The following is a 20,780-nucleotide window of genomic DNA, read 5'->3' as shown; positions in this document are numbered from 1 at the left end:
GATCACCCCTTCAGCGTCGTGAGATAGGCGACGATATCCTCGATATCGGCGCCGCCCAGGATCGGCCTGCTGCGCCAGACGGTGGCGACGCGCCGGCCTTGCTCATCCGCGACCCGATAGTAGGAAGGCATGATCGTGTCCGGCACGAGCCGCTTCATGTCGACCACGCGCAGCCGGATCTGGCCTTCCGAAAGTCTTGCCCCGACGCCGGTCAGGTCGGGCGCCAGCGTGCCGTGCAAATGCGCGTCGGGAAACGGCCCGCTGTGGCAGAGCGTGCAGAGGCTGCGCTGCCGGTCAGCGATCAGCGCGGCGCCGCGCGCCGGATCACCCTTGCCGCCGACCAGAGGCTGCATGATCGCATCGCCGGTCACGACATAAGATCGCGTCTCCTCGCCGGCAGCGGGCGAGGCGGCAAGCTGCAATCCCATAAGAGCCAGAAAAGCCGCCCGCATCATCCGAACACTTCACTGGTGATCGTCCGGAACCAGTCCTGCGCATAGGCCGCTTCCAGTTCGCGGACGGAAAGCGGCGCTTCGAGCGGGCTGGTGCCGCCCGCACCCTCCACCTCGGCAAGCAAGCCGTCACGCGGCTGGTAGACGCCGGCGATCGAAATGCCATAGCCGGGCGCGACCAGGCTGTAGCAGGTGTTGATGAGTTTCGGCTGCGCCGGCCGCCGCTCCCTGACCAGCGCGGCGACCGCCGCGGCGCAGGCTTTTGCCTGGGCGTTGGCGCTGAAGGCGGATTTCGGCATCGCCCCGCCGATCGCCGCGTCGCCGATGACGTGGATCGCCGGCTGCAGGCGGGACTCGAAGGTGACCGGGTCGATCGGGCACCAGCCCGTCTGATCGGCAACACCGGCCGACTGCGCAATCGCGCCCGCACGCTGCGGCGGGATCACGTTGGCGACATCGGCCTGGTGATTGCCGAACTCGGTCACCAGCGTCCTCGTTGCCGGGTCGACTTCCGTCACCCTGCCCCCCGACGACAGCGGCACCCATTCGATCAAGCCGGGATAGAGCTCTTGCCATGCCGCTTCGAACAGCCGCTGCTTCGAAAAGGCGTCCTTGGCGTCGAGGATGATCAGCTTGGAGCGCGGCTTGCTGGTCTTGAGATAATGCGCGATCAGGCTTGCCCGCTCGTAGGGCCCAGGCGGGCAGCGGAACGGATTGGGCGGCACGGAGAGGATGACGACACCACCGTCCGGCATCGCCGCGAGCTGGTCGCGCAGCAGCAGCGTCTGCGCCCCAGCCTTCCAGGCATGCGGCATGATCGCCGACGCCGCCTCGTCGTAGCCCGGCAAGGCGTCGAAGCGCAGGTCGACGCCGGGCGCCAGCACCAGCCTGGTGTAGCCGATGTCCGTACCATCATCCAGCCGAACGCGCCGGCGCTCGGCATCGACGCCGACGGCCCGCTTGCGGATCAGCGCGATGTCGCCGAACCGGTCATAGCTGCCAAACTGGTCATAGCTGAAAGTCTGCGCCTCGATGCCGCGCAGCCCGGCAATCACGGCATTGGAGAACGGGCAGGCCAGATAGGCGGCCTCCGGCTCGATCAGCGTCACGGCAAGGTCGCGATCCATCCGTTTCAGCGCGCGGGCGCAGCTTGCCCCGGCAAAGCCGCCGCCGACGACGATCACGCCGGGCTGCGTCTGTGCGCGCACCTCCGGCGCGGCAAGGACGGCCGCGGCGACGCTGGCCGCCACGCCGCCGATCAGGGCTCTACGGCTGGGCATGGCGTGCCGCCTCCGGCTTGGCGAGCCATTCGGCGATGGCGCGCGTCTCCTCCTCGGAAAATCCCCTGGCAATGCGGTCCATGACCGTCGCCTTGCGCTCGCCGGAACGGAAGGCGTGCATCTGGGCGACGATCTCGTCTGCCGCATGGCCGTCGAGCGAGGGGATGGCTGAGCTGAGCGCTGCCGGCCCGTGACAGCCGCTGCATGCCGCAGCACCAGGCGCCGCGTCGGCCCATGCCGGTGCGCTGGCCACAAGCGCCGCAAGCAGGACAATCGCCGCAAGCGGGACAGGCGCCGCAAGCAGGACAGGCGCGGGCGATCGTCCGCCGCGCCTGTGCTTCGCACGTCTCATATTCGTATCATGCGAGGTCATGGTTCTTCAGCGGCAGTGTGCGGATGCGTTTTCCGGTGGCGGCGAAGATCGCATTGAGGACAGCTGGTGCTGCGACCGCGATGGTCGGCTCGCCGACCCCACCCCAAAAACCGCCGGACGGAATGATGATCGTCTCCACCTCAGGCATTTCGGCCATGCGCAGGACCTCGTAGCTGTCGAAGTTTTCCTGCTCCATGCGGCCGCCATTGACGGTGCATTCGCCGTAGATACAGGCGGAAAGGCCATAGACGAAGGAGCCCTCGACCTGCCGCTCCACCTGTGCGGGGTTGACGACATGACCCGGATCGGTGGCCGCCACGATGCGATGGATCCTGAGCTGCCCATCGGTGACCGAAACCTCAGCCGCCGCCGCCACATAACTGCCGAAGCCCATGATCTGCGCCAGGCCGCGGTGAACGCCGGCCGCGGGCGGGGTGTCCCAGCCGATCCGTTCGGCGACCGCCTCCAGCACGGCGAGATGTTTTGGATGTTTGGCCATCAGCTTGCGGCGGAAGGCGAGCGGGTCGACGCCGGCCGCATGGGCGAGTTCGTCCATGAAACACTCGACGTAGAGCGCGTTCTGGTTGAGGTTGACGCCGCGCCAGAAGCCCGGCGGGATCGGCGGGTTGCGCATGGCATGGTCGACAAGCAGATTGTCCACCGTATATCCAAGCGTGCCTTCCGTGCCGCTGAGGACGAGGCCTTGGAAGACCACCGGGTCCATACCGTTCTGCATGCCTTGCGGCCGCACCGCGGCAAGGATCGACTGGCCGGATATGCGCATGTGCAGAGCTGTCAAATTGCCGTCCGCGTCGAGCGCGCCGGTCAGCCGGCATCGGGTGGTCGGGTGGTATGCGCCGTGCAGCATGTCTTCCTCGCGCGACCACATGAGCTTTACAGGCGTTCCCGGCACCTGCTTGGCAATGCTCACCGCCTGGCGCACATAGTCCTGGAAATTGCCGCGCCGGCCGAAGCCGCCGCCAAGATGGATCTTGTGCACCTCGCATTGCTGCACCGGCAGGCCGGCGGCCTCGGCCGCTGCAGCAAGGCTCGCCTCGCCATTCTGGGTGGGCACCCATACCTCGCAGCGCTCCGGCGTGTAGAGCGCCGTCGCGTTCATCGGCTCCATGGTCGCGTGGTTCTGGTAGGGGAAGGCATAGGTCGCCGTGACCGTCCGGGCGGCTGCGGACAGCACGGCATCGGCGTCACCTTGCCTGGCGCCGACGAAAGCGTCGTTTGCGGCGAGCCCCTCTTCCAGCATCGCCGCGATCGAGGCGCTGGTGACCTGCCTGTTGGGGCCTTCGTCCCAGACGATCGGCAAGGCATCGAGAGCCGTCTTCGCCCGCCACCAGGTGTCGGCGACAACCGCAACGGCGGTTTCGTCGACCTGAACGACAGTGCGCACGCCCGGCATGCCGGCGACCGCCGCCGCATCAAAACTCTCCACCTTGCCGCCGAAATACGGGCAGGCCCGGATCGTCGCGTTGAGCATGTTCGGCAGCTTGAGATCGGCGCCGTAGACCTGGCTGCCGTTGAGCTTGTCGGCCGTGTCGAGCCGCGGCAGCGGCCTGCCGGCTATGGTCCAATCCTTCGGGTCCTTCAGGGTGACGTTGGTGGGCGGCGTCATTTTCGCGGCGGCGGCAGCCAGCTGTCCGTAAAAGGTGGCGCGATCTGATGCTGCATGCGTGACCACGCCCGTCCTTGCGGTGCATTCGCTGGCCGGCACGCCCCATTCGGCGGCCGCTGCGGCAATCAGCATCTCGCGCGCAACGGCGCCACCAATGCGCACATATTCGTGCGACTCGCGGATGCCGCGGCTGCCGCCGGTCGAGAAATTGCCCCACACGCGATCACGCGTCAGGTTCTGGGCCGGCGACGGATATTCGGTGGTGACCTTGGACCAGTCGCAGTTCAGCTCCTCGGCGACGAGTTGCGCCAGGCCGGTCAACGTCCCCTGCCCCATCTCGGAGCGGGCGATGCGGATGACCACCGTATCGTCGGGCCTGATCACCACCCAGGCATTGATCTCCGGCGCCGCCTCGCCGCCCTCGGCCAGTGCCGGCTTGATGAACGGCACGTTGAATCCGAGGGACAAGCCGCCGGCCGTGGAGGCTACGCCGATGATGAAGCTGCGGCGCGAGAGGGAAATTGTGGCGTTCATGACAGTTCTCCTCAACCGCGTTGCGTGGCTTCGCCGGCTTTGGCGGCCAGCTTGATCGCAGCGCGCACCCGGTTGTAGGTGCCGCAGCGGCAGATGTTGGTGATCTCCGCGTTGATGTCCTCGTCCGCCGGGTTCGGGTTCTGCATGAGCAGACCCGCCGCAGCCATGATCATGCCGGCCTGGCAGTAGCCGCATTGCGGCACATCGAGCGCCAGCCAGGCCTGCTGGACCGGATGCGAGCTGTCCGGCGAAAGCCCTTCTATGGTGGTGATTTGCTGGTCGGGCTCGACCGCGCTCACCGGAAGCACGCAGGAGCGCGTGGCGACGCCATCTATATGGATGGTGCAGGCGCCGCAGGCGGCAACGCCGCAACCATACTTCGTTCCGGTAAGCCCGATCTGCTCGCGGATCACCCACAGCAGCGGCGTGTCCGGATCGACCTCGATGTCACGTGGCGTGCCGTTGATAATCAATCTGGCCATTGTGCAATCCTTTCGATCAAAGGCTGGCGAGGACCGGGGTCTGGATGCCGCCCCTGGCGACGAAGACCGGACGTCCCGGCTAGCGACGAGGCCAAGTTAGGCGGGAGCTGTCGCAGAACCTTGTCCCGAACACCGGCAGTTCATCGCAAGTTGTCGCGGGCTCTGCGCTCTGATACATTTTGTTACACTTCTCACGCTTTGTTGATGTCGGGCGAGATTGCCGCCATGGCGCGGAAGGTGATCATCCGTGTAGACGCAAACTAGATATCGTCGATACTGACCGACTATTCAGCGGCGACCTTGGAGCATTGCATGGAAGTGGCGCAGCACATCGCGGTCGTCGACGACCACAGGGACATCCGCGATCTCGTGGGGAAATACCTCACCCAGCAGGGTTATCGCGTCAGCGTCGCCGACAGCACGGCCGCGCTCAAGCGTCTGCTCGACCGCAGCCTGCCCGATCTTATCGTCCTCGACGTCATGATGCCGGGCGAAGACGGCATTGCCGCCTGCCGGCACGTGCGCGGAACGGTCGACGTTCCGATCATCTTCCTTACCGCCATGGCCGAGGAGGTCGACCGGATCGTCGGCCTCGAGATCGGGGCCGACGACTACCTGACCAAGCCGTTCAATCCTCGGGAACTGCTGGCGCGGATCAAGGCGGTGCTCAGGCGCGTCCACAGCCTGCCGCCGCAGCGCGGTCGGCTCAAATCGAACGCGCTGCGCTTCGACCGCTGGACGCTGAATGTCGGCCGCCGCGAACTGGTCGGGCTCGACGGCGTGGCGGTCGCGCTCAGCACGGCCGAATTCAGCCTTCTCACCGCCTTTATCGAGCATGTCGGGATCGTGCTCAGCCGGGATCAGTTGCTCGACCTCACCGTCGGGCGCTCGGCCGACGGTTTCGACCGGGCCGTCGACAACCAAGTGAGCCGGCTGCGCAAGAAGATCGAGGCAGACCCGAAGAATCCGATGCTGATCAAGACGCACTGGGGCGGCGGCTACTGCTTCACCGCCGAGGTGGCCCAGGCATGATGCTGTTGTGGAGACGCAGCCTGGCGGCCCGCTTCCTCATTCTGGTGCTGCTTGCGCTCGGCCTGTCGCAGGCGATCACCTTCCTGATCTCGTGGGACGAGCGCGGGCAAGCCCTGCAGGCGGCGGCCAAGGGCGAGTTCGTCAGCCGCACGTCCTCGCTTGCCATTTTGCTGGACACGACGCCGCCCTCGCTTCGGCCCGACATCCTCACCGTCAGCGGCACGGCCTATACGCGCTTCTGGACCTCGCACGACGGGCCGAGCAATCCCCTCGCCTGGCAACAGGAGGCGTTGACGCAACTCGCCAAGCCGCTGCCAGGGGTTGCCGCCAAATATGCAGCCTACATGAATGGGCAGGCCTCGAACGCGGTCGCTGCCGCCGATCCTTCGGTGCCGCCGCGCATGCTGAACCTGTCCGGCAATGGCAGCCCGTTCACGCGACCTGCCAAGTTCCTTTATCTGGACGGCGCCCCAAACGGCATGGGGCTTTCCGTCCGCCTCGATGACAGCACCTGGCTGAACGCCGCCTACGCCAAGGTGATGCCGAGCGCCTTCTGGACGACGCAATCGGCGATATCGCTGGCGCTCACCGCACTCATCCTGTCCGCCATAGCGATTTTCGGGGCGCAGGCAATCGCGCGTCCGCTGCGACGGCTCGCCCATGCCGCCGAACTGTTCGGCCGCGGCGAGGCCGTGCCGCGGCTGCCGGAATCCGGGCCGGACGACATCCGCCAGACCGCCGAGGCGTTCAACCGCATGCAGGAGCGCCTGCAGCGCTTCGTCGAGGACCGCACGCGCATGCTGGCGGCGATCAGCCATGACCTGCGCACGCCGTTGACCTCGCTCCGGCTGCGCGCCGAGTTCGTCCAGGATCACGATCTCCAGGAGAAGATGCTGAAGACCATCGAGGAAATCCAGACGATGACGGAGGCGGCGCTCGCCTTCGCGCGCGAGGACGCCGCGGTGGAGGAGACGCGAACCGTCGATCTTTCGGCGCTGGTCGGCAGCCTCTGCGACGACCTCGAGGAGCTGGGCCAAAACGTCACCGTCAGCGACGGGCCCAAGGTGCTGTACCGCTGCCGGCCGGACTCGCTGCGCCGGGCGATCCGCAACCTCGTCGAAAATGCCATCCGCTACGGCGAGCAGGCCAAGGTAAGCCTGGTCAGGCGTACCGACAGTCTGGACATTGTGGTCGAGGACGCCGGGCCAGGCATTCCGCCAGGCGAAATGGAACAGGTATTCGCGCCCTTCTTCCGCCTGGAGCAGTCACGCAACCGGGAGACCGGCGGCGTCGGGCTCGGCCTGTCCATTGCCCGCGCCATCGCCCGCCACCACGGCGGCGACATCGTGCTGGAAAACCGCAGCAACGGCCTTCGCGCGGTCATCAGGCTGCCGCTGATCGACATGGCCAGGCAGCTTGCCCCGGCGCCTGTGCCCGAGACGAGCCCTCCGACCGGACTGCGATCCTTGCCGGCTTGACCGAAACCCATCCCGCGATCGGAACTCCCGCGCTGTCGCGGCGTGGTCGATCGATGTCGTCGAAACGAAGGGAAAGTCGTCACCCGTATATCCTCCCCGGCGCCTCCCCGAACCAGCCGCCGCCCTCGCTGTTGAGCGGCTGGTCCTGCCGGAAGCTTCCGGCCACCAGCAAAGCCCCTCCCTTCAACGTTCCGCAGAGGTCATCCGATGAGCCATTCACAAGCCACGACACGCAACCAATTTGTTTCCGTTGGAGTTGCGACCGCATCCCCGGCTACGTCGATCACGCGAGCGCGTGCGTTCCTGGCTGCGCTCTGGGCCGCCGGCCTGCTGTTGCCGGACGCCGCTTCCGCGCAGCAGGCCGACGGCGAGCGGCTGTTCCGGCAGCGCTGCGCGGCCTGCCACAGCCTGGAGCCCGGCCAGACCAGGGCCGGCCCGCATCTGTCGGGCATCATCGGCCGCGCGGCCGGCAGCGTCGAGGGCGCCCGCTATTCGGCCGCGTTGCGCGAGTCTGATATCGTCTGGGACGGCGGTACGCTTGATGCCTTCCTCGCTGCTCCGCGCCAGAGGGTTCCGGGCACGTCGATGACCGTTGGCGTTCCCAATGCCGCCCAGCGCGCCGCCATCATCGGCTATCTGGAAGGTGCACTCGTGCAATAGTATGCGCTGGTGAACCAAATCAATGTCCGCGATTCGGTCTTACATTAGGCCCAGCACTGCTCCGGCGACAAGCAGATAGCGCGAAACCTTCGCCAGGGCGACGATAGCGACAAAGCTCCATAGCGGCTCGCGCAAAACCCCAGCGACCACGGTCAGTGGGTCGCCGACGATCGGCATCCAGCTTAACAAGAGCGACCATCTTCCATAGCGGTGATACCAGTTCGTGGCGCGGTTGAGCCTCGCGGGGCGCAGCGGAAACCAGGGCTTGTCCCGGAAGCGTTCGATCCCTCGACCAAGACCCCAGTTCACTGCCGAACCAAGGATGTTCCCTGTGCTGGCGACAACAACCAGCATTGCGGGCGAGAAGGAATCCATGGCGAGAAGCCCGGCAAGGGCGGTCTCCGACTGCGCCGGGAGGATGGTCGCCGCAGCGAAGGCAACAGCAAACAGGCCGCCGTAAGCGGCAAAGTCATCCATCTATGTTTTCGCTTTGCGCAGAGGCTTTTGGAGGTGCCCGCCGTCCGCCGACGCCGACGGAAAAGTGAGGCACCGCCGCATCAGCCATTCCCGAATCTGGATAACATAGTCGTGGACTGCCGCAATCTCGTTCTGGGGATTGGCGGGATCAACGTACGTCGTAGAACCGAGCACCCGCTGGCGGTGTCGTGCGAGTGATAGAAAGTAAGCCCCGATTGGCCCGCCGTGAGGCAATGGCCAACAGCGGCGCGGGAAAGCTACATCTCCGGCAGGCGTGGCAAGTACTACAAATCTGTCGCATCGAAAACCGCCGCCACCCAGTCGAGGAAAACCCGCACACGTGGCGATAGCTGACGGTTCTGCGGATAATAGGCAGCGAGCGGCAGTGGTGGCGGGCGCTGGGCCGGCAGGACCTCGACAAGTGCGCCTCGCGCCAGATCCTCCCGGAAGCGATAGCGCGGCGCCTGAATCAGCCCGTAGCCCATCCGTGCGAGATGATGCGCCGTCTCCGCCTCGTTGGCAGTCACGCGGCAGGGAAGTATCACCTCCCTGATTCCCTCGGCGGTCTGGAACTCCATCGGCATCACACGGCCCGTGCGCGACGACACGAAGCCGATCATCTGGTGTCGGTCGAGATCATCGACCGAAGCGGGCATCCCGTGATGCTCGATATACTGGGGGCTAGCGCAGGTCTGCTCCGGGATATCGGGGAGCCTACGCATGATCAGGCCGCTGTCATCCGGTTCGCCCGCCCGGATGACGCAATCCACCCCCTCGCGCACCAGATCGACCAGCCTGTCGCCCTGGCCGATCTGCAACCTGATCTGTGGGTATGCTTCCAGGAAGCCCGGCAGGCGCGGCAGCAGGAAGGCCCGCGTCAATGCGCCGTGCGCATCGATGCGGAGCACCCCCGAGGGTTCACCGCCCCGCAAGGCGCCCTCCGCTTCGTCGATATCGGCGAGGATCGACAGGCACCGCCGGTAATAGGCTTCGCCATCCGGCGTGGGCGCCACATGCCGGGTGGTGCGTTCCAACAGCCGGCTGCCGAGATGGCGCTCGAGCCGCCTGATCGCTTCGGTGGCCGTCGAACGTGGGATGCCAAGATCGGCCGCCGCGGCCGTGAAGCTGCGACGGTCGATGACCCGCACGAAAAGACGCATTGCCTCGAGGCGATCCATGATTGTTCGGATTAGCCGAATTTTGTTGCCCGCAAAAGGGCGATTATCCCGCCTCTAACACTCCTTACCTTCTTGCCGAGCAACGGAGGTCAAGAAATGAGACTGAAAGACAAAACCGCAATCGTGACCGGCGCCGGCAAGGGCATCGGCGCGGCAATCGCACGACGGCTCGCCCAGGAGGGTTGTGCTGTCGCGGTGAACTATACGCGCGATGAGGCTGCTGCCCATCAGGTCGTGCAGGACATCGAGCAGGCGGGCGGCAAGGCGGTCGCGGTGCAGGCTGACGTCGGCGATCCGGCTGGCATGCCCGCGCTGTTCGATGCGGCTGAAGCCGCGTTCGGCCCGGTCGATCTACTGGTCAACAATGCAGGCATGATGCGGCTCTCACCCGTGGCCGACGCGACGGACGCGGACATCGAAGACCACTGCGCCATCAATCTTGGCGGCACGTTCCGCGGCATGCGCGAAGGCGCCAAGCGGCTGCGCGATGGCGGGCGGATCATCAGCGTGTCCTCAAGCGTGGTGGGCTTCTACCAGCCCGGTTACGGATTGTATGCCGCGACGAAAGCCGGGATCGAGGCGTTGACGCACGTGCTTGCCAAGGAGTTGGGCCCGCGCGGGATTACCGTGAACGCGATCGCGCCCGGCCCGGTCGAGACCGATTTCTTCATGCGCGGCAAGTCCGAGGAACTGGTCGCCAGCATCACGCGGATGATCCCGCTCGGCCGCCTCGGTCGTCCCGATGACATCGCGGAGACCGTCGCCTTCCTGGCTGGGCCGGAAAGCGGCTGGATCAACGGCCAAACCATCCGCGCCAATGGCGGCGCGCTCTAATCGCAAACCCTCAAATCCAAGGAACACACCATGCCTTTCGCGAACTACAAACTGCCCCAGGCCTCGCTTTCGACGGCGCAGAAGGAAGACCTGATCCACAAGACGACCGAACTCATGGTCGGCTATTTCGGGGAGGTCGTGCGTCCGACCACGATGGTCCTGATCGAGGAAGTGCCCGACGGCGGATACGGACGTGCGGACGAGGTCTTCGTCATGCCGGAAGAGTACCGGGCCAAGGACTGACGCCTAAGAGGCTGCCGATTACAGGGAGACGCGTGATGGAGACTGAAAAGACAGCATGCACCGATAGGCGCGATTTGCTGAAGCTGACGGTCCTGGCTGGACTGGCGGGAATGATTCCGATCCGCGCAAGCGCCCAAGAGCAGGACACGTTGCAACCGGCCGCGCGGCCAATACCGGCTGTGGATACGCGTTTTCCGGCGGAGATGGCGCCAGGTGTCTTTCTTATACCCGACAAGCGCATCCCGCTCGTTCCGAATATCGGCATCATCGTCGGCACAGAAAGCGTGCTGGTGGTAGACTGCGGTCTTGGTATCGAGAGCGCCGAGAACGTCCTGCGCCTGACGCGAGAAATCGCAGTGGGACGGCAGATCATCCTGACGGTAACCCACGCCCATCCGGAACACGGCTTCGGTGCCCAAGTGTTCAGGAGCGACGCACGCATCTACTACAACAGTGCACAACGGGACTATTTACAGCGCTCGGGTCAGACCTTGCTGGACGGCTTCAGAGCCGGCATCCTGCCGGAAGGGCAGAAGCATCTACTGGACGGGATCAAACTGACGCCACCGCATGAGACATACGACACCGCGGAGACCGTGATCGATCTCGGCGGCCGTGAGGTCCGGCTTCGGACCTGGGGCACCGCCCATTCTCCGGGGGATCAGATCGTCTTCTTGCCTTCGGAGCGCATCCTGTTCGCAGGAGACCTCCTCGAAGAGCGGATGTTTCCGATCGTCCCGTTCTTTGCGCCTATGATCGGTGCCGGCGACATTGACGTTGCAAAGTGGGAAACCGCTCTCAATGATATGATGCAGTTGCAGCCGCGTCTCATTGTGCCCGGGCACGGAAATCTCGGCGACGCCGAGCTTCCTGAGGCCGTGCTTGGCTATTTCCAAACGGTACGTGGAATGCTCGCCGAGGCCGGTCCCCAGGCCGCCAATCTTCCGTCGCTCCTTCGCACGCGTTATGCAACGTGGGAGAATCCGGAGTTCATTTCGCCAGTACTCCGATATTTTCAGCAGAGAGCCTAATCAGCAACTGCTGTAACAGGGGAATCTCGCCGATGCAGATAGCGCTGGCATGGCTCCTCGCCCCGATCGCCCAGCATCTCGTCGATGCCGGGCGCCCTAGCAGCTACCTTAGGCCAACCTTGTTCGTCACAGCCACATCTTATGCGCCGGCGATAGATCAAGGTGTTGCCGGAAACGTGACGACGAAGCAGGCGCCGCCGCCGGATGGCGTTTCGTGTTGCACGGTTGCGCCATGATGCAAGGCGATCTGGCGCACCAGCGACAGGCCGAGGCCCCAACCGCCGGCCGTCTCGCTCCGGCCCTGTGGCCGGAAAAACGGCTCGAAGACGCGCTCACCGGTTCCTTCCGGCAGGCCCGGTCCGTGATCGCGCACCTTGAGCACCACCGAGCCGCCTTCGGTCCCCACATGCGCGGTGATCGGCGGACCGCCATGTCTGTGCGCGTTCTGCATGAGATTGCGCACCAACCGCGTGAGCAGTGTCGGGTCGCCCGATACGACGCCGGGTTCGCCCGAGACGTCGACGCCGGAGCGCGCGCCTTCCTCGGCCGTGAGCGCCAGCAGATCCACCAATTCCACCCGTTCCAGTTTCTCGATATGGTCGAGCCGGCTGGCAAGCAGGATTTCCTCCACCAGCGCGTCGAGTTCGGCGAGGTCGCGCACGATTTCGTCGCGCGCCGGGCCGCTTTGTCCGTCCGCATGAAGGTCGATCGCCATGCGCAGGCGCGCGAGCGGCGAGCGCAACTCGTGGCTGGCATTGGCAAGCAGCGAGCGGTGCGCGGCAAGCAGCCGCTCGATCTGCTCGGCGGCGCGGTTGAAGCTTGCCGCCACCGCCGCCACCTCGTCCTTGCCGTTCACGGCAACGCGCGTATCGAGAGCACCTTCACCCCAGCGGTCCACGCCCTGGCGCAACGCTTCAAGGCGGCGTGTAAGGTGACGCACCACCGGAAACGCGGCGAGCCCTATCACCCCGGCGATCAGCACGAGATAAGCAAGGGGGTTGCGGCGTCCAGGGCTGAACGGCATTCTCGGCCGCGCCGCGACAACCCTTCCGTCCGGCAACCGGTTAACCAACAGGTGATGCCCGCCGGAATGCATCCTGCGGTGGAATCCGATCTCGCGTTCGGGAATCGGCCGGCCGGCCGCCGCAAGCAGCCGTCCCTGCGGGCTGTAGACCGAGATGTCGGCGTCGACGGCCGCGGAGAGCCGTTGGACCGTCGCCTGCAGCAAAGCGGGGTCGGAACCTGCCGGCAGCATCGCCGCGATGAAGGCATCGCGCCTGCCGCTCCAGCCGGCATATTCGCGTTCCTGGCCCATGCGCACGAAGATCGCGCTGGCAATCGCTACCACCGCGAGGCTGGCCAGCACTGTAAGATAGATCTTGACGAAAAGGCTGTTGCGCATGGCCTATTTGTCACCGTCCTGGAACCGGGCAAAGACATAGCCCGCGCCGCGTACGGTGATGATGCGGCGAGGATGTTTCGGATCGGTCTCGATGGCGGCGCGGATGCGCGAGACATGCACGTCGATCGACCGGTCGAACGCTTCCAGTTCCTCGCCCTTGACCATATCCATGAGTTGTTCGCGCGACAGCGTGCGTCCGGCATTTTCGGCGAGTGCCACCAGCAGGTCGAACTGGTAGCTGGTCATAGGACGGTCGCGCCCGTCGACGCGAGCCGAGCGCGACGCGGGATCGATCTCCAGCCGTCCGAATCGCAGGATGCGCGGGGAGCCGTTCGTGCCGGCGTTGCGGCGGCGCAGGATTGCCTTCAGCCGCGCCAGCAGTTCGCGTGGATTGAATGGCTTTGGCAAGTAGTCGTCGGCGCCGATCTCCAGCCCCACGATGCGGTCGGTCTCGTCGCCTCGCGCCGTCAGCATCAGCACCGGTACGTCGGAATTCGCGCGGATGCGTTTGAGCGCCTCGAAGCCATCCATGTCGGGCAGCATGACGTCAAGAATCACGGCATCGGGCGACAGCCGCGCGATCTCGACAATGCCTGCGCCCGCCGTCTCCGCCGCCTGCACACGAAAGCCATTGCCCGTCAGATATTCTGCAAGCATGGCGGACAGGCGCCTGTCGTCGTCGACGATGAGAACCTGGTCCGCCATGCCGGTTTATTTGCTCCGATTCGAAACTGTGCCGGCAGAGAGCTTACCAGCGGCGGTGCCAGCCGCGATCCTCGGAACGTTCGGCCAGTTCCGCCCGCTGCTCGGCCGTGAGCACATCGGCGGCGTCGAGCAGGGCGGTCGTCAGCTTGCGCGAGGCCTCGTCGACCGCCGCAACGCGCTCGGCGCGCAGCTTCTCCGCCGCCCCGCGGTCGATGGTTGCGGCGCCGAGTAGCTTGGCGACATCGTCGCGTGTGTCGCGAAAGCCGCGCATGATCGGGCGCACATCGTCATGAAGCTTGTCCACGATCGCTTCCAACTTCTTTTCCTGCTCAGGTGTGGCGTCGATCTCGTCGAGCATGCGCTCGAAGTGGTGCCCGCCGAAACCTGGGCCGCCAAACCCCATGCCGTGGCGGAAATTGGCCTGCATGTGCATGCCGGGTCCGCCGTCGCCCCAGCCCATGCCGAAGCGCTGCATGCGCTCGTAATCCTGACTGAGCGCGCCAGCGACGCCGACGCCGGCAAGAGCCGCTATCGCAATGCCGCCGATGGCGATGCGCTTGCCCCAGCTCTTCTTCTGCGGGGCCGGTTCCGGATGGTTCGTTTCCATGATGCTGGTCCTTTCGCTAAAGCGGCATCCCTGCCGCGACTGGGCCAGACTAGGAGCGCAACGTTTCGGCTGTTGCGGGCGAATGTAAAGTTGTGTGAAGCCGGCAAGGCGCTATTGCGGCGCGGCTATGCTGCGAAGGTTCTCCAACCTAGCTGAAATCCGGCATCTTCATGCGACGAGTCCGTCCAGTCAAAGTCGGGCGACACGCAACGCTATGTCTTGAATGATCCATCCCCAGGCATCCGTTCAGGGATTATCGATTGCTCGCAACCAGGTGCCAGATCCATCACCGCACTGCGCGTCGCCATATCGACGGGTAGCGAAACATGCTCATGCGCAATACGCCAGGTGCCGGCCATCCTTCGCAGACCATTGGTCGTGCGAACCCAGTACTTCACATCTCGCCCGCCCTTCAGTGTGCCGCGTGCCTCGATGAGCATGAAAGCTGTCGCCACATCAACGCCCGAGATGATCTGCAAGCGGTCGACGCGCTGGCCGATCGGACTTTCCCAACGTCCGAACCAATCCAGGAAACGCGCCCTCAGCGATGCTGCACCGGAGTAGGAAAGCGGCGGCACAAGGTCGAAGTAGACGACGTCGGTCGTATAAACTGCCATCAGGCGCTCGATATCGCGCGCCGCCATTGCCGCGGCCCGCTCCTCCATCACCGCCTCAATCTGTGCTTCGTTGGAAGCCATTCCAGTCTCCTCCAAATGAAGTGTTCGACATTCTCATCACTGTCCAACATGTCAAATGTGGGCCAGCACGCTTCTAACGGCATGCTCACGGCTCTTCCGCCATTTCCCTGTTTTTCTTCGCCACAGTACGACGATCGGTTGTTGTACCGCCCTGATCCGCCGACTATCGAGCACCCTTCCCGCAAGCGTCTCGTAGGTGGTGATGATCTGCTCGTGAGGCCTGGAGAGATGAAGGCGGAACAGATGACATTGGGCGCGCCGCTAGAACAATCCGAGCTTCTTGGAGTCCGCCTTCCACTGCACCAGACGGCGCGTCGCCTCACTCTCGTTCGCCGTGGCGGCCGATCCACCATCAGGCTCAGCGCTGCAACGTTGCCGATCGTGGATTCTAAAACAGACCGGTCCTCGAAGGGACATATATCGCCGCGTCGGCGATGTCCCAGCTCCAGTGGCAATTCGTCGGATACGATGTTACGGCGCGGCCGGGTCGATATGCCGGGCTATGGATCCCGTCGCGCTGAAGAAGTGCTCGGATAGGTTTTGGTTCCCTTCAGCCTGCCTAAAGCGCTGGTGCGCATTCGCGCGCCGCATTGCGGCGATGCGCAGTTCGTTCCCTGCTGCTTGACTTTCCGTGTTTTTCGCGGCACTTTCATCAATAGGTCAGACCAATTTACCGATCCGGGATCAGTCCAGATGATTCCCTTGAAGTAGAACTGGGTAACAATGCCGATCCAGGCCGTTGAACCGCGTCGACTTTACCGACAGATCGCCGATCAGCTCAGGCAGCTGATCGACGCGGGCGAGTTCGCAGTCGGCGATCGGCTGCCGACCGAGCGCGAACTGGCCGATCAGCTTGGCATCTCCCGCCCGACTGTGCGTGAAGCGCTGATCGCGCTCGAGGTCGAGGGACGCATACGCATTCGCGTCGGTTCCGGCATCTACGTCACCGAACCGCCGCGCGCCGAAATTTTGACGGCAGAAATGGATGAAGGCCCGTTCGAGCTGTTACGGGCACGCGAATTCATCGAAGGCGCGATCGCCGCCGAAGCCGCCCTCCAGGCTCGGCCGATCGACATCGAACATATGGACGACGTGCTGCGCCGCATGGAGGACATACCTCACCCGACCAGGATGACGATCGCGCTCGACCGCGAGTTCCATACGATGGTGGCGGGCATTCTGGGAAACGCCGTGCTGGTGCGATGCATCGGCGAGCTTTTCGACCAGCGCATGAACCCATATTTCGAACGCCTGTCGAGCTATTTCGAAAACAGGGAGTCCTGGCGGGCCGCCGCGGAGGAGCATCGCGCGGTGCGTGACGCGATCGCGGCGCGCGAGCCTGAACGGGCCAAGGCCGCGATGCAGGAACATCTGCGTCAGTCGCAACTGAGATTCTCACGCAATTTCGGTGAGAAATCCTCGGCCAGGGAGGTCGCGGAATAGAGCATCGGACCCAAAAGCCTGCCCTCGGGCCGGGGTGGGAAGCGGTTTTGGGAAATCCGATGCTTGAACTAAGAAGGTCTAGTCAGCCGACCGGGAGGATCCTGTCGGCACCGTCAATCCATTCACAGGGAGGAATATGATGTTGAGGAAATACGTCGTTCTGCTCGGCACGATCGCCGCAATCGCTCTGCCCATGGCTTCGGCCTCTGCACAAACCGCGCTGAAATGGGCCCACGTCTACGAAACCTCCGAACCCTTCCACACGGAGTCGGTGTGGGCGGCGGAAGAAATCAAGAAGCGCACCGACGGCCGCTATACGATCGATGTCTTCCCGGCCTCGCAACTCGGCAAGGAAGCCGACATCAACCAGGGGCTGACCCTCGGCACGGTCGACATCATCATCTCCGGATCGAGCTTCGCCGCCCGCGAATACCCGCCGATCGGCGTGACCTACTTCCCGTTCACTTTCCGCGACGCTGATCACCTGCTCGCTTACACCAAGAGCGACAAATACAAGGAGTTGACCGCTGGCTACGAAGAGGCCTCCGGCCATCACATCACCGCGACCACCTACTACGGCACGCGTCACACCACCTCCAACCGGCCCATCGAGAAATGTGCCGACATGCAAGGCCTGAAGATCCGCGTGCCTGATGTGCCGGCCTATCTCGCCATGCCGCGCGCCTGCGGCGCCAACACCGCGCCGATCGCCTTCGCCGAGGTCTATCTCGCCCTGCAGCAGGGCACGGTGGAAGCGCAGGAAAACCCGCTGACGACGATCGACGCCAAAAAATTCTACGAAGTGCAAAAGCACATTATCCTGACCGGGCACATCGTCGATCATCTCAACACGGTCGTGTCGCAATCGCGCTGGTCGCAATTGTCGGACGAGGACAAGGCGATCTTCACCGAGGTGATGCAGGAAGCTGCCGCGCGAGCGACCAAGATCATCGTCGATCGCGAGAAAGCCCTGGTTGAGACCTTCAAGGAGCGCGGTCTCACCGTCACCGAAGTCGATCGCGCCGATTTCGAAAAGAACGTGATGGAGAAGGTGACGTTCGAGGAGTTCGGCTACCGCAAGGAGGATTGGGAGGCGATCCGCGCCGTCAAGTAAGCCGCATCGATCCGGGCCCGGCGCGACAAGCGCGTCGGGTCTGTCGAGTCCGCTGTCCAACAGTGCCCGGAGCTTGCCGATGACCCAAGAGGTCCACACCCAGGTTACCCCAGAAGAACTGGCGCATGCCTTCGAGGAAGAAGCGCCGCCCATCGATCTGTCGCGATACGCGGTCGAGGACTGGGTCACGCTCGCCGTGTTCTGGGGCATGTCGTTCTGCGTGTTTCTGCAGTTCTTCACGCGCTACGTCATGAACAACAGTTTTGCCTGGACCGAGGAGATCGCCATCAACTGCCTCGTCGTCGTGGTCTTCCTGGGCTCGGTGATGTGCACGCGCACCACGCGCCACATCCATGTCGACGTGCTCTATCATTATCTCCCCGCTGGGGCGGGGCGCTACCTGGCGCTCGCGGTCAATGTGATTACCATCTGCTTCTTCGCCTACATGTCTTGGCTCCTCTGGCGCTATGTCGGGATCGTCCACCGCGAGCGGATGGTCACCATCAACCTGCCGCGCAACGTCGTCTTCTACGCCGTCTTCGCCGGTTTCGTGCTGATGATGCTGCGCGCCATCCAGGTCTTCATCGGCAACGTTCGCCGCGGCTACTCGGCGCTGGAGCGCCCCGCCGCGTTCGACGGATTGGGGGAATAGGCCATGCTGCTTCTGATCGGAGCCTTTCTCGTCCTGATGCTGGTCGGCGTGCCTGTCGCTGTGTCGATGGCGGTGTCGTCGCTGCTCTATCTCGTCTTCTATGGCGTGGCGCCCGACATCATCGCCGCGCAGCGCATGATCGCCGGCGTCGAGAGCTTTCCGCTGCTTGCCGTGCCGTTCTTCATCTTCGCCGGCAATCTGATGAACATCGCCGGTGTCACCGGGCGGATCTATTCCTTCGCGCTGGCGCTTGTCGGCTGGATGAAGGGCGGCCTCGCGCAGGTGAACATCGTCGGATCGGTGGTCTTCGCCGGCATGTCGGGCGCAGCCCTTGCCGACGCCGCCGGCATCGGCACCATCGAGATCAAGGCCATGCGCGACCATGGTTATCCCGTGGAGGCGGCGGTCGGTGTCACTGCCGCCTCCTCGACGCTCGGCCCGATCTTCCCGCCGTCGCTGCCCTTCGTCATCTACGGCATGATGGCCAACGTCTCGATCGGCGCGCTGTTCATGGCCGGCATCCTGCCCGGCGTCGTCATGACGGTGCTGATGATGGTGACGGTCGCGATCTTCGCCCACCGCCGGGGCTGGGGGTCGGACACGCCGTTCAAACTGAACCGGCTTGCCGCCGCCTCGATCGAGGTCGCCGTGGTGTGCTGCTTTCCGCTGGCCGTTTATGTCCTTGTCCAGATGGGACTGTCGCTCAACATTGCCGTTGGCATCGCGCTCGTTATCCTGATCGCCTGCGACTGGTATTTCGATTTCTCCGCCGTCATGGCGCTGATGACACCGATCATCCTGATCGGCGGCATGACCATGGGCTGGTTCACGCCGACCGAAGCGGCCATGGCCGCCGTCATCTGGTCGTTGTTTCTCGGGCTCGTGCGCTATCGCACGATGACACTCGCAGCCCTCGCCAAGGCCAGTTTCGACACGATCGAGACGACCGCGTCGGTCCTCTTCATCGTCACCGCCGCGTCGATCTTCGCCTGGTTGCTCACCGTCAGCCAGGCGGCGCAGCTGTTTTCGGTCTTCATCACATCGCTGACCGAAAACAAATGGGTGTTCCTGATCCTGGTCAACATCCTGATGCTGGTCGTCGGTTGTTTCCTCGACACGATCGCCGCCATCACGATCCTTGTGCCGATCCTCCTGCCGATCGTAGTCCTCTACGGCATCGATCCTGTGCATTTCGGTCTGATCATGACGCTTAACCTGATGATCGGTCTCCTCCATCCGCCGCTTGGCATGGTGCTGTTCGTCCTCTCACGGGTCGCCAAACTGTCGGTCGAGCGTACGACCATGGCAATTCTGCCCTGGCTCGTCCCGTTGATCGTCGCGCTGATCCTGATCACCTTCATCCCCGCCATCACGCTGTGGCTGCCGACGCAAATGGGACTGATCCGTTGATCGACAGTGCAATCGCCGCAACGCTGTTCGGCCCCGAGGATCTACGCCTCGTCGAGCATCCGCTCGGCCCCCTCGCGCCGGGAATGGTGCGCGTGCGCTTCGGCGCAGGCGGCATCTGTGGTTCTGACCTGCACTATTTCCGCCATGCGCGGACCGGCGATTTCGTCGTCACCTCGCCGCTCGTGCTCGGCCACGAGGTCGCCGGAGAGATCGTCGAAATCAGCGCGGACGCGCCAGGACTTGCCGTCGGCGATCGCGTGGCGGTCAACCCGTCGCGCTGGTGCGGACAATGCGCGCGATGCGCCGAGGGTCGCGTCAATCTCTGTGAAAACATTTATTTCATGGGCTCGGCGTCGAAAACGCCGCACATGCAAGGCGGTTTTGCCAGCCTGTTCGATGCCACGCCGGCGCAATGCGTCAAGATTCCGCCCGATGTCTCCTACCAGGCCGCGGCACTCGCCGAACCGCTCGCCGTCAGCCTGCATGCTGTCGCACGGGCCGGCGACATCGCCGGCCGCAACGTCATCCTGTTCGGCGCCGGCCCTATCGGGCTGCTGACCATGCTCGCCGCCAAGCTCAACGGATGCGGCGAGCTGACCGTCGCCGACATAGCAGAGGCGCCGCTCGCCTTCGCCAGCAGACTTGGAGCAAACAGGACGATCGACCTGTCTGGCGGCGACGACGAGCTCAAGGCGCTCGCGGCCGGCAAGGCGATCGATGTCGCGTTCGAGATTTCAGGCACCGCAGCCGGTCTCGCCGCGGCGATCGCCAGCGTCCGGCGCGGCGGCACGGTCGTTCAGCTTGGCAATCTGCCGGGTGGCCAGATCCCGGTGGCCGCCAACGCGGTGATGGCCAAGGAAATCAATCTGAACGGCACGTTCCGTTTCGGTGCGGAATTCAACCAGGCGGTCGATCTCATCGTCAGCGGGGATATAGATGTCCTGAAGCTGGTGACCGCCGAACGCCCCCTCGCCTCGGCCTGCGATGCCTTTCGGCTGGCCGCCGACCGCTCGCAGAGCGTCAAGGTCGTGCTGACCGCCGACTGAGGACTTTTTCACCGGGCCTCAA

The 20,780-nt window shown here is 64.4% G+C and carries 22 protein-coding genes; 11 read left to right on the top strand and 11 right to left on the bottom strand.

What is annotated here, in order from left to right; translation table 11 throughout:
• Window positions 1-2 precede the first annotated feature (2 nt).
• From soxX to JG739_RS17980, 5 genes are read right to left on the bottom strand one after another with little or no spacing between them, the layout of a single operon-like run.
• The gene (gene soxX / locus JG739_RS18000) at window positions 3-455 is read right to left on the bottom strand and encodes a sulfur oxidation c-type cytochrome SoxX (protein ID WP_446720501.1); all 453 of its coding nucleotides are present in this window, start codon (window positions 453-455) and stop codon (window positions 3-5) included.
• Window positions 452-1,732: an NAD(P)/FAD-dependent oxidoreductase gene (locus JG739_RS17995; RefSeq protein WP_202362769.1), complete on the bottom strand. Its 1,281-nt coding sequence runs from the start codon at window positions 1,730-1,732 to the stop codon at window positions 452-454. Before JG739_RS17995 ends, soxX begins: the two co-directional genes overlap by 4 nt.
• Window positions 1,719-2,084: a c-type cytochrome gene (locus JG739_RS17990; RefSeq protein WP_244749474.1), complete on the bottom strand. Its 366-nt coding sequence runs from the start codon at window positions 2,082-2,084 to the stop codon at window positions 1,719-1,721. The genes JG739_RS17995 and JG739_RS17990 overlap by 14 nt, the downstream gene beginning before the upstream one ends.
• 7 nt (window positions 2,085-2,091) lie before the next feature.
• Complete coding sequence (locus JG739_RS17985; protein WP_202362768.1) at window positions 2,092-4,266, bottom strand: xanthine dehydrogenase family protein molybdopterin-binding subunit; 2,175 nt, start codon at window positions 4,264-4,266, stop codon at window positions 2,092-2,094.
• Between the two features lie 11 nt (window positions 4,267-4,277).
• Complete coding sequence (locus JG739_RS17980; RefSeq protein ID WP_023798506.1) at window positions 4,278-4,748, bottom strand: (2Fe-2S)-binding protein; 471 nt, start codon at window positions 4,746-4,748, stop codon at window positions 4,278-4,280.
• 312 nt (window positions 4,749-5,060) lie between these two features.
• Between JG739_RS17980 and JG739_RS17975 the strand changes: the two genes are divergently transcribed.
• The 3 genes from JG739_RS17975 (at window position 5,061) to JG739_RS17965 (ending at window position 7,918) form a co-directional block, all read left to right on the top strand.
• Window positions 5,061-5,780 carry a response regulator gene (locus tag JG739_RS17975; protein ID WP_202362767.1) on the top strand — a complete coding sequence of 240 codons (720 nt, stop codon included), beginning with the start codon at window positions 5,061-5,063 and terminating at the stop codon, window positions 5,778-5,780.
• Window positions 5,777-7,258 carry an ATP-binding protein gene (locus JG739_RS17970; RefSeq protein ID WP_202362766.1) on the top strand — a complete coding sequence of 494 codons (1,482 nt, stop codon included), beginning with the start codon at window positions 5,777-5,779 and terminating at the stop codon, window positions 7,256-7,258. The genes JG739_RS17975 and JG739_RS17970 overlap by 4 nt, the downstream gene beginning before the upstream one ends.
• Window positions 7,259-7,465: 207 nt before the next feature.
• Complete coding sequence (locus JG739_RS17965; RefSeq protein ID WP_202362765.1) at window positions 7,466-7,918, top strand: c-type cytochrome; 453 nt, start codon at window positions 7,466-7,468, stop codon at window positions 7,916-7,918.
• A gap of 39 nt (window positions 7,919-7,957) precedes the next feature.
• On the opposite strand, the gene JG739_RS17960 is transcribed toward JG739_RS17965, so the two are convergent.
• Both JG739_RS17960 and JG739_RS17955 read right to left on the bottom strand, forming a co-directional pair.
• Window positions 7,958-8,395, bottom strand: coding sequence for a YqaA family protein (locus tag JG739_RS17960; RefSeq protein WP_202362764.1), 438 nt, complete (start codon window positions 8,393-8,395; stop codon window positions 7,958-7,960).
• Window positions 8,396-8,679: 284 nt separating this feature from the next.
• Window positions 8,680-9,573, bottom strand: coding sequence for a LysR family transcriptional regulator (locus tag JG739_RS17955; protein WP_202362763.1), 894 nt, complete (start codon window positions 9,571-9,573; stop codon window positions 8,680-8,682).
• Window positions 9,574-9,669: 96 nt separating this feature from the next.
• Between JG739_RS17955 and JG739_RS17950 the strand changes: the two genes are divergently transcribed.
• The 3 genes from JG739_RS17950 to JG739_RS17940 are packed head-to-tail and all read left to right on the top strand — an operon-like array spanning window position 9,670 to window position 11,681.
• Window positions 9,670-10,407: an SDR family oxidoreductase gene (locus JG739_RS17950; protein ID WP_202362762.1), complete on the top strand. Its 738-nt coding sequence runs from the start codon at window positions 9,670-9,672 to the stop codon at window positions 10,405-10,407.
• A gap of 30 nt (window positions 10,408-10,437) precedes the next feature.
• Complete coding sequence (locus JG739_RS17945) at window positions 10,438-10,650, top strand: tautomerase family protein (protein ID WP_037381523.1); 213 nt, start codon at window positions 10,438-10,440, stop codon at window positions 10,648-10,650.
• A 35-nt stretch (window positions 10,651-10,685) separates the two neighbouring features.
• Window positions 10,686-11,681, top strand: a complete 996-nt coding sequence (locus JG739_RS17940) for an MBL fold metallo-hydrolase (RefSeq protein ID WP_202362761.1) — start codon at window positions 10,686-10,688, stop codon at window positions 11,679-11,681.
• Between the two features lie 157 nt (window positions 11,682-11,838).
• Here JG739_RS17940 and JG739_RS17935 read toward each other — a convergent pair whose 3' ends face one another.
• The 4 genes from JG739_RS17935 to JG739_RS17920 all read right to left on the bottom strand — a co-directional run bounded on the left by JG739_RS17935 (window position 11,839) and on the right by JG739_RS17920 (window position 15,093).
• A complete protein-coding gene (locus JG739_RS17935; protein WP_202362760.1) occupies window positions 11,839-13,083 on the bottom strand; it encodes an ATP-binding protein in 1,245 nt (414 codons plus the stop codon).
• Between the two features lie 3 nt (window positions 13,084-13,086).
• Window positions 13,087-13,788, bottom strand: a complete 702-nt coding sequence (locus JG739_RS17930; RefSeq protein ID WP_202362759.1) for a response regulator — start codon at window positions 13,786-13,788, stop codon at window positions 13,087-13,089.
• A gap of 43 nt (window positions 13,789-13,831) precedes the next feature.
• Window positions 13,832-14,395, bottom strand: a complete 564-nt coding sequence (locus JG739_RS17925; RefSeq protein WP_202362758.1) for a Spy/CpxP family protein refolding chaperone — start codon at window positions 14,393-14,395, stop codon at window positions 13,832-13,834.
• Window positions 14,396-14,607: 212 nt separating this feature from the next.
• A complete protein-coding gene (locus JG739_RS17920; protein WP_202362757.1) occupies window positions 14,608-15,093 on the bottom strand; it encodes a YybH family protein in 486 nt (161 codons plus the stop codon).
• Between the two features lie 723 nt (window positions 15,094-15,816).
• On the opposite strand from JG739_RS17920, the gene JG739_RS17915 reads away from it, so the two are divergent.
• The 5 genes from JG739_RS17915 to JG739_RS17895 all read left to right on the top strand — a co-directional run bounded on the left by JG739_RS17915 (window position 15,817) and on the right by JG739_RS17895 (window position 20,758).
• Entirely contained in the window at window positions 15,817-16,536 is a 720-nt protein-coding gene (locus JG739_RS17915) for a FadR/GntR family transcriptional regulator (RefSeq protein ID WP_202362756.1), read from the top strand.
• Window positions 16,537-16,675: 139 nt separating this feature from the next.
• The gene (locus JG739_RS17910; RefSeq protein WP_202367513.1) at window positions 16,676-17,650 is read left to right on the top strand and encodes a sialic acid TRAP transporter substrate-binding protein SiaP; all 975 of its coding nucleotides are present in this window, start codon (window positions 16,676-16,678) and stop codon (window positions 17,648-17,650) included.
• 79 nt (window positions 17,651-17,729) lie between these two features.
• Window positions 17,730-18,302, top strand: a complete 573-nt coding sequence (locus JG739_RS17905; protein WP_202362755.1) for a TRAP transporter small permease — start codon at window positions 17,730-17,732, stop codon at window positions 18,300-18,302.
• A gap of 3 nt (window positions 18,303-18,305) precedes the next feature.
• Entirely contained in the window at window positions 18,306-19,712 is a 1,407-nt protein-coding gene (locus tag JG739_RS17900; protein ID WP_202362754.1) for a TRAP transporter large permease, read from the top strand.
• Window positions 19,709-20,758: an L-idonate 5-dehydrogenase gene (locus tag JG739_RS17895; RefSeq protein WP_202362753.1), complete on the top strand. Its 1,050-nt coding sequence runs from the start codon at window positions 19,709-19,711 to the stop codon at window positions 20,756-20,758. Before JG739_RS17900 ends, JG739_RS17895 begins: the two co-directional genes overlap by 4 nt.
• Window positions 20,759-20,780: the final 22 nt, after the last annotated feature.

Source organism: Mesorhizobium sp. L-2-11 (assembly GCF_016756595.1).
Classification (GTDB): domain Bacteria; phylum Pseudomonadota; class Alphaproteobacteria; order Rhizobiales; family Rhizobiaceae; genus Mesorhizobium.
This window is presented reverse-complemented; position numbering and strand designations above follow the sequence as displayed.

What these genes read in the sequence shown, in the direction of transcription:
- soxX (WP_446720501.1), bottom strand. Translation starts at nt 455, where the DNA reads ATGATGCGGGCGGCTTTTCTGGCTCTTATGGGATTGCAGCTTGCCGCC.
- JG739_RS17995 (WP_202362769.1), bottom strand. Translation starts at nt 1,732, where the DNA reads ATGCCCAGCCGTAGAGCCCTGATCGGCGGCGTGGCGGCCAGCGTCGCC.
- JG739_RS17990 (WP_244749474.1), bottom strand. Translation starts at nt 2,084, where the DNA reads ATGAGACGTGCGAAGCACAGGCGCGGCGGACGATCGCCCGCGCCTGTC.
- JG739_RS17985 (WP_202362768.1), bottom strand. Translation starts at nt 4,266, where the DNA reads ATGAACGCCACAATTTCCCTCTCGCGCCGCAGCTTCATCATCGGCGTA.
- JG739_RS17980 (WP_023798506.1), bottom strand. Translation starts at nt 4,748, where the DNA reads ATGGCCAGATTGATTATCAACGGCACGCCACGTGACATCGAGGTCGAT.
- JG739_RS17975 (WP_202362767.1), top strand. Translation starts at nt 5,061, where the DNA reads ATGGAAGTGGCGCAGCACATCGCGGTCGTCGACGACCACAGGGACATC.
- JG739_RS17970 (WP_202362766.1), top strand. Translation starts at nt 5,777, where the DNA reads ATGATGCTGTTGTGGAGACGCAGCCTGGCGGCCCGCTTCCTCATTCTG.
- JG739_RS17965 (WP_202362765.1), top strand. Translation starts at nt 7,466, where the DNA reads ATGAGCCATTCACAAGCCACGACACGCAACCAATTTGTTTCCGTTGGA.
- JG739_RS17960 (WP_202362764.1), bottom strand. Translation starts at nt 8,395, where the DNA reads ATGGATGACTTTGCCGCTTACGGCGGCCTGTTTGCTGTTGCCTTCGCT.
- JG739_RS17955 (WP_202362763.1), bottom strand. Translation starts at nt 9,573, where the DNA reads ATGGATCGCCTCGAGGCAATGCGTCTTTTCGTGCGGGTCATCGACCGT.
- JG739_RS17950 (WP_202362762.1), top strand. Translation starts at nt 9,670, where the DNA reads ATGAGACTGAAAGACAAAACCGCAATCGTGACCGGCGCCGGCAAGGGC.
- JG739_RS17945 (WP_037381523.1), top strand. Translation starts at nt 10,438, where the DNA reads ATGCCTTTCGCGAACTACAAACTGCCCCAGGCCTCGCTTTCGACGGCG.
- JG739_RS17940 (WP_202362761.1), top strand. Translation starts at nt 10,686, where the DNA reads ATGGAGACTGAAAAGACAGCATGCACCGATAGGCGCGATTTGCTGAAG.
- JG739_RS17935 (WP_202362760.1), bottom strand. Translation starts at nt 13,083, where the DNA reads ATGCGCAACAGCCTTTTCGTCAAGATCTATCTTACAGTGCTGGCCAGC.
- JG739_RS17930 (WP_202362759.1), bottom strand. Translation starts at nt 13,788, where the DNA reads ATGGCGGACCAGGTTCTCATCGTCGACGACGACAGGCGCCTGTCCGCC.
- JG739_RS17925 (WP_202362758.1), bottom strand. Translation starts at nt 14,395, where the DNA reads ATGGAAACGAACCATCCGGAACCGGCCCCGCAGAAGAAGAGCTGGGGC.
- JG739_RS17920 (WP_202362757.1), bottom strand. Translation starts at nt 15,093, where the DNA reads ATGGCTTCCAACGAAGCACAGATTGAGGCGGTGATGGAGGAGCGGGCC.
- JG739_RS17915 (WP_202362756.1), top strand. Translation starts at nt 15,817, where the DNA reads ATGCCGATCCAGGCCGTTGAACCGCGTCGACTTTACCGACAGATCGCC.
- JG739_RS17910 (WP_202367513.1), top strand. Translation starts at nt 16,676, where the DNA reads ATGTTGAGGAAATACGTCGTTCTGCTCGGCACGATCGCCGCAATCGCT.
- JG739_RS17905 (WP_202362755.1), top strand. Translation starts at nt 17,730, where the DNA reads ATGACCCAAGAGGTCCACACCCAGGTTACCCCAGAAGAACTGGCGCAT.
- JG739_RS17900 (WP_202362754.1), top strand. Translation starts at nt 18,306, where the DNA reads ATGCTGCTTCTGATCGGAGCCTTTCTCGTCCTGATGCTGGTCGGCGTG.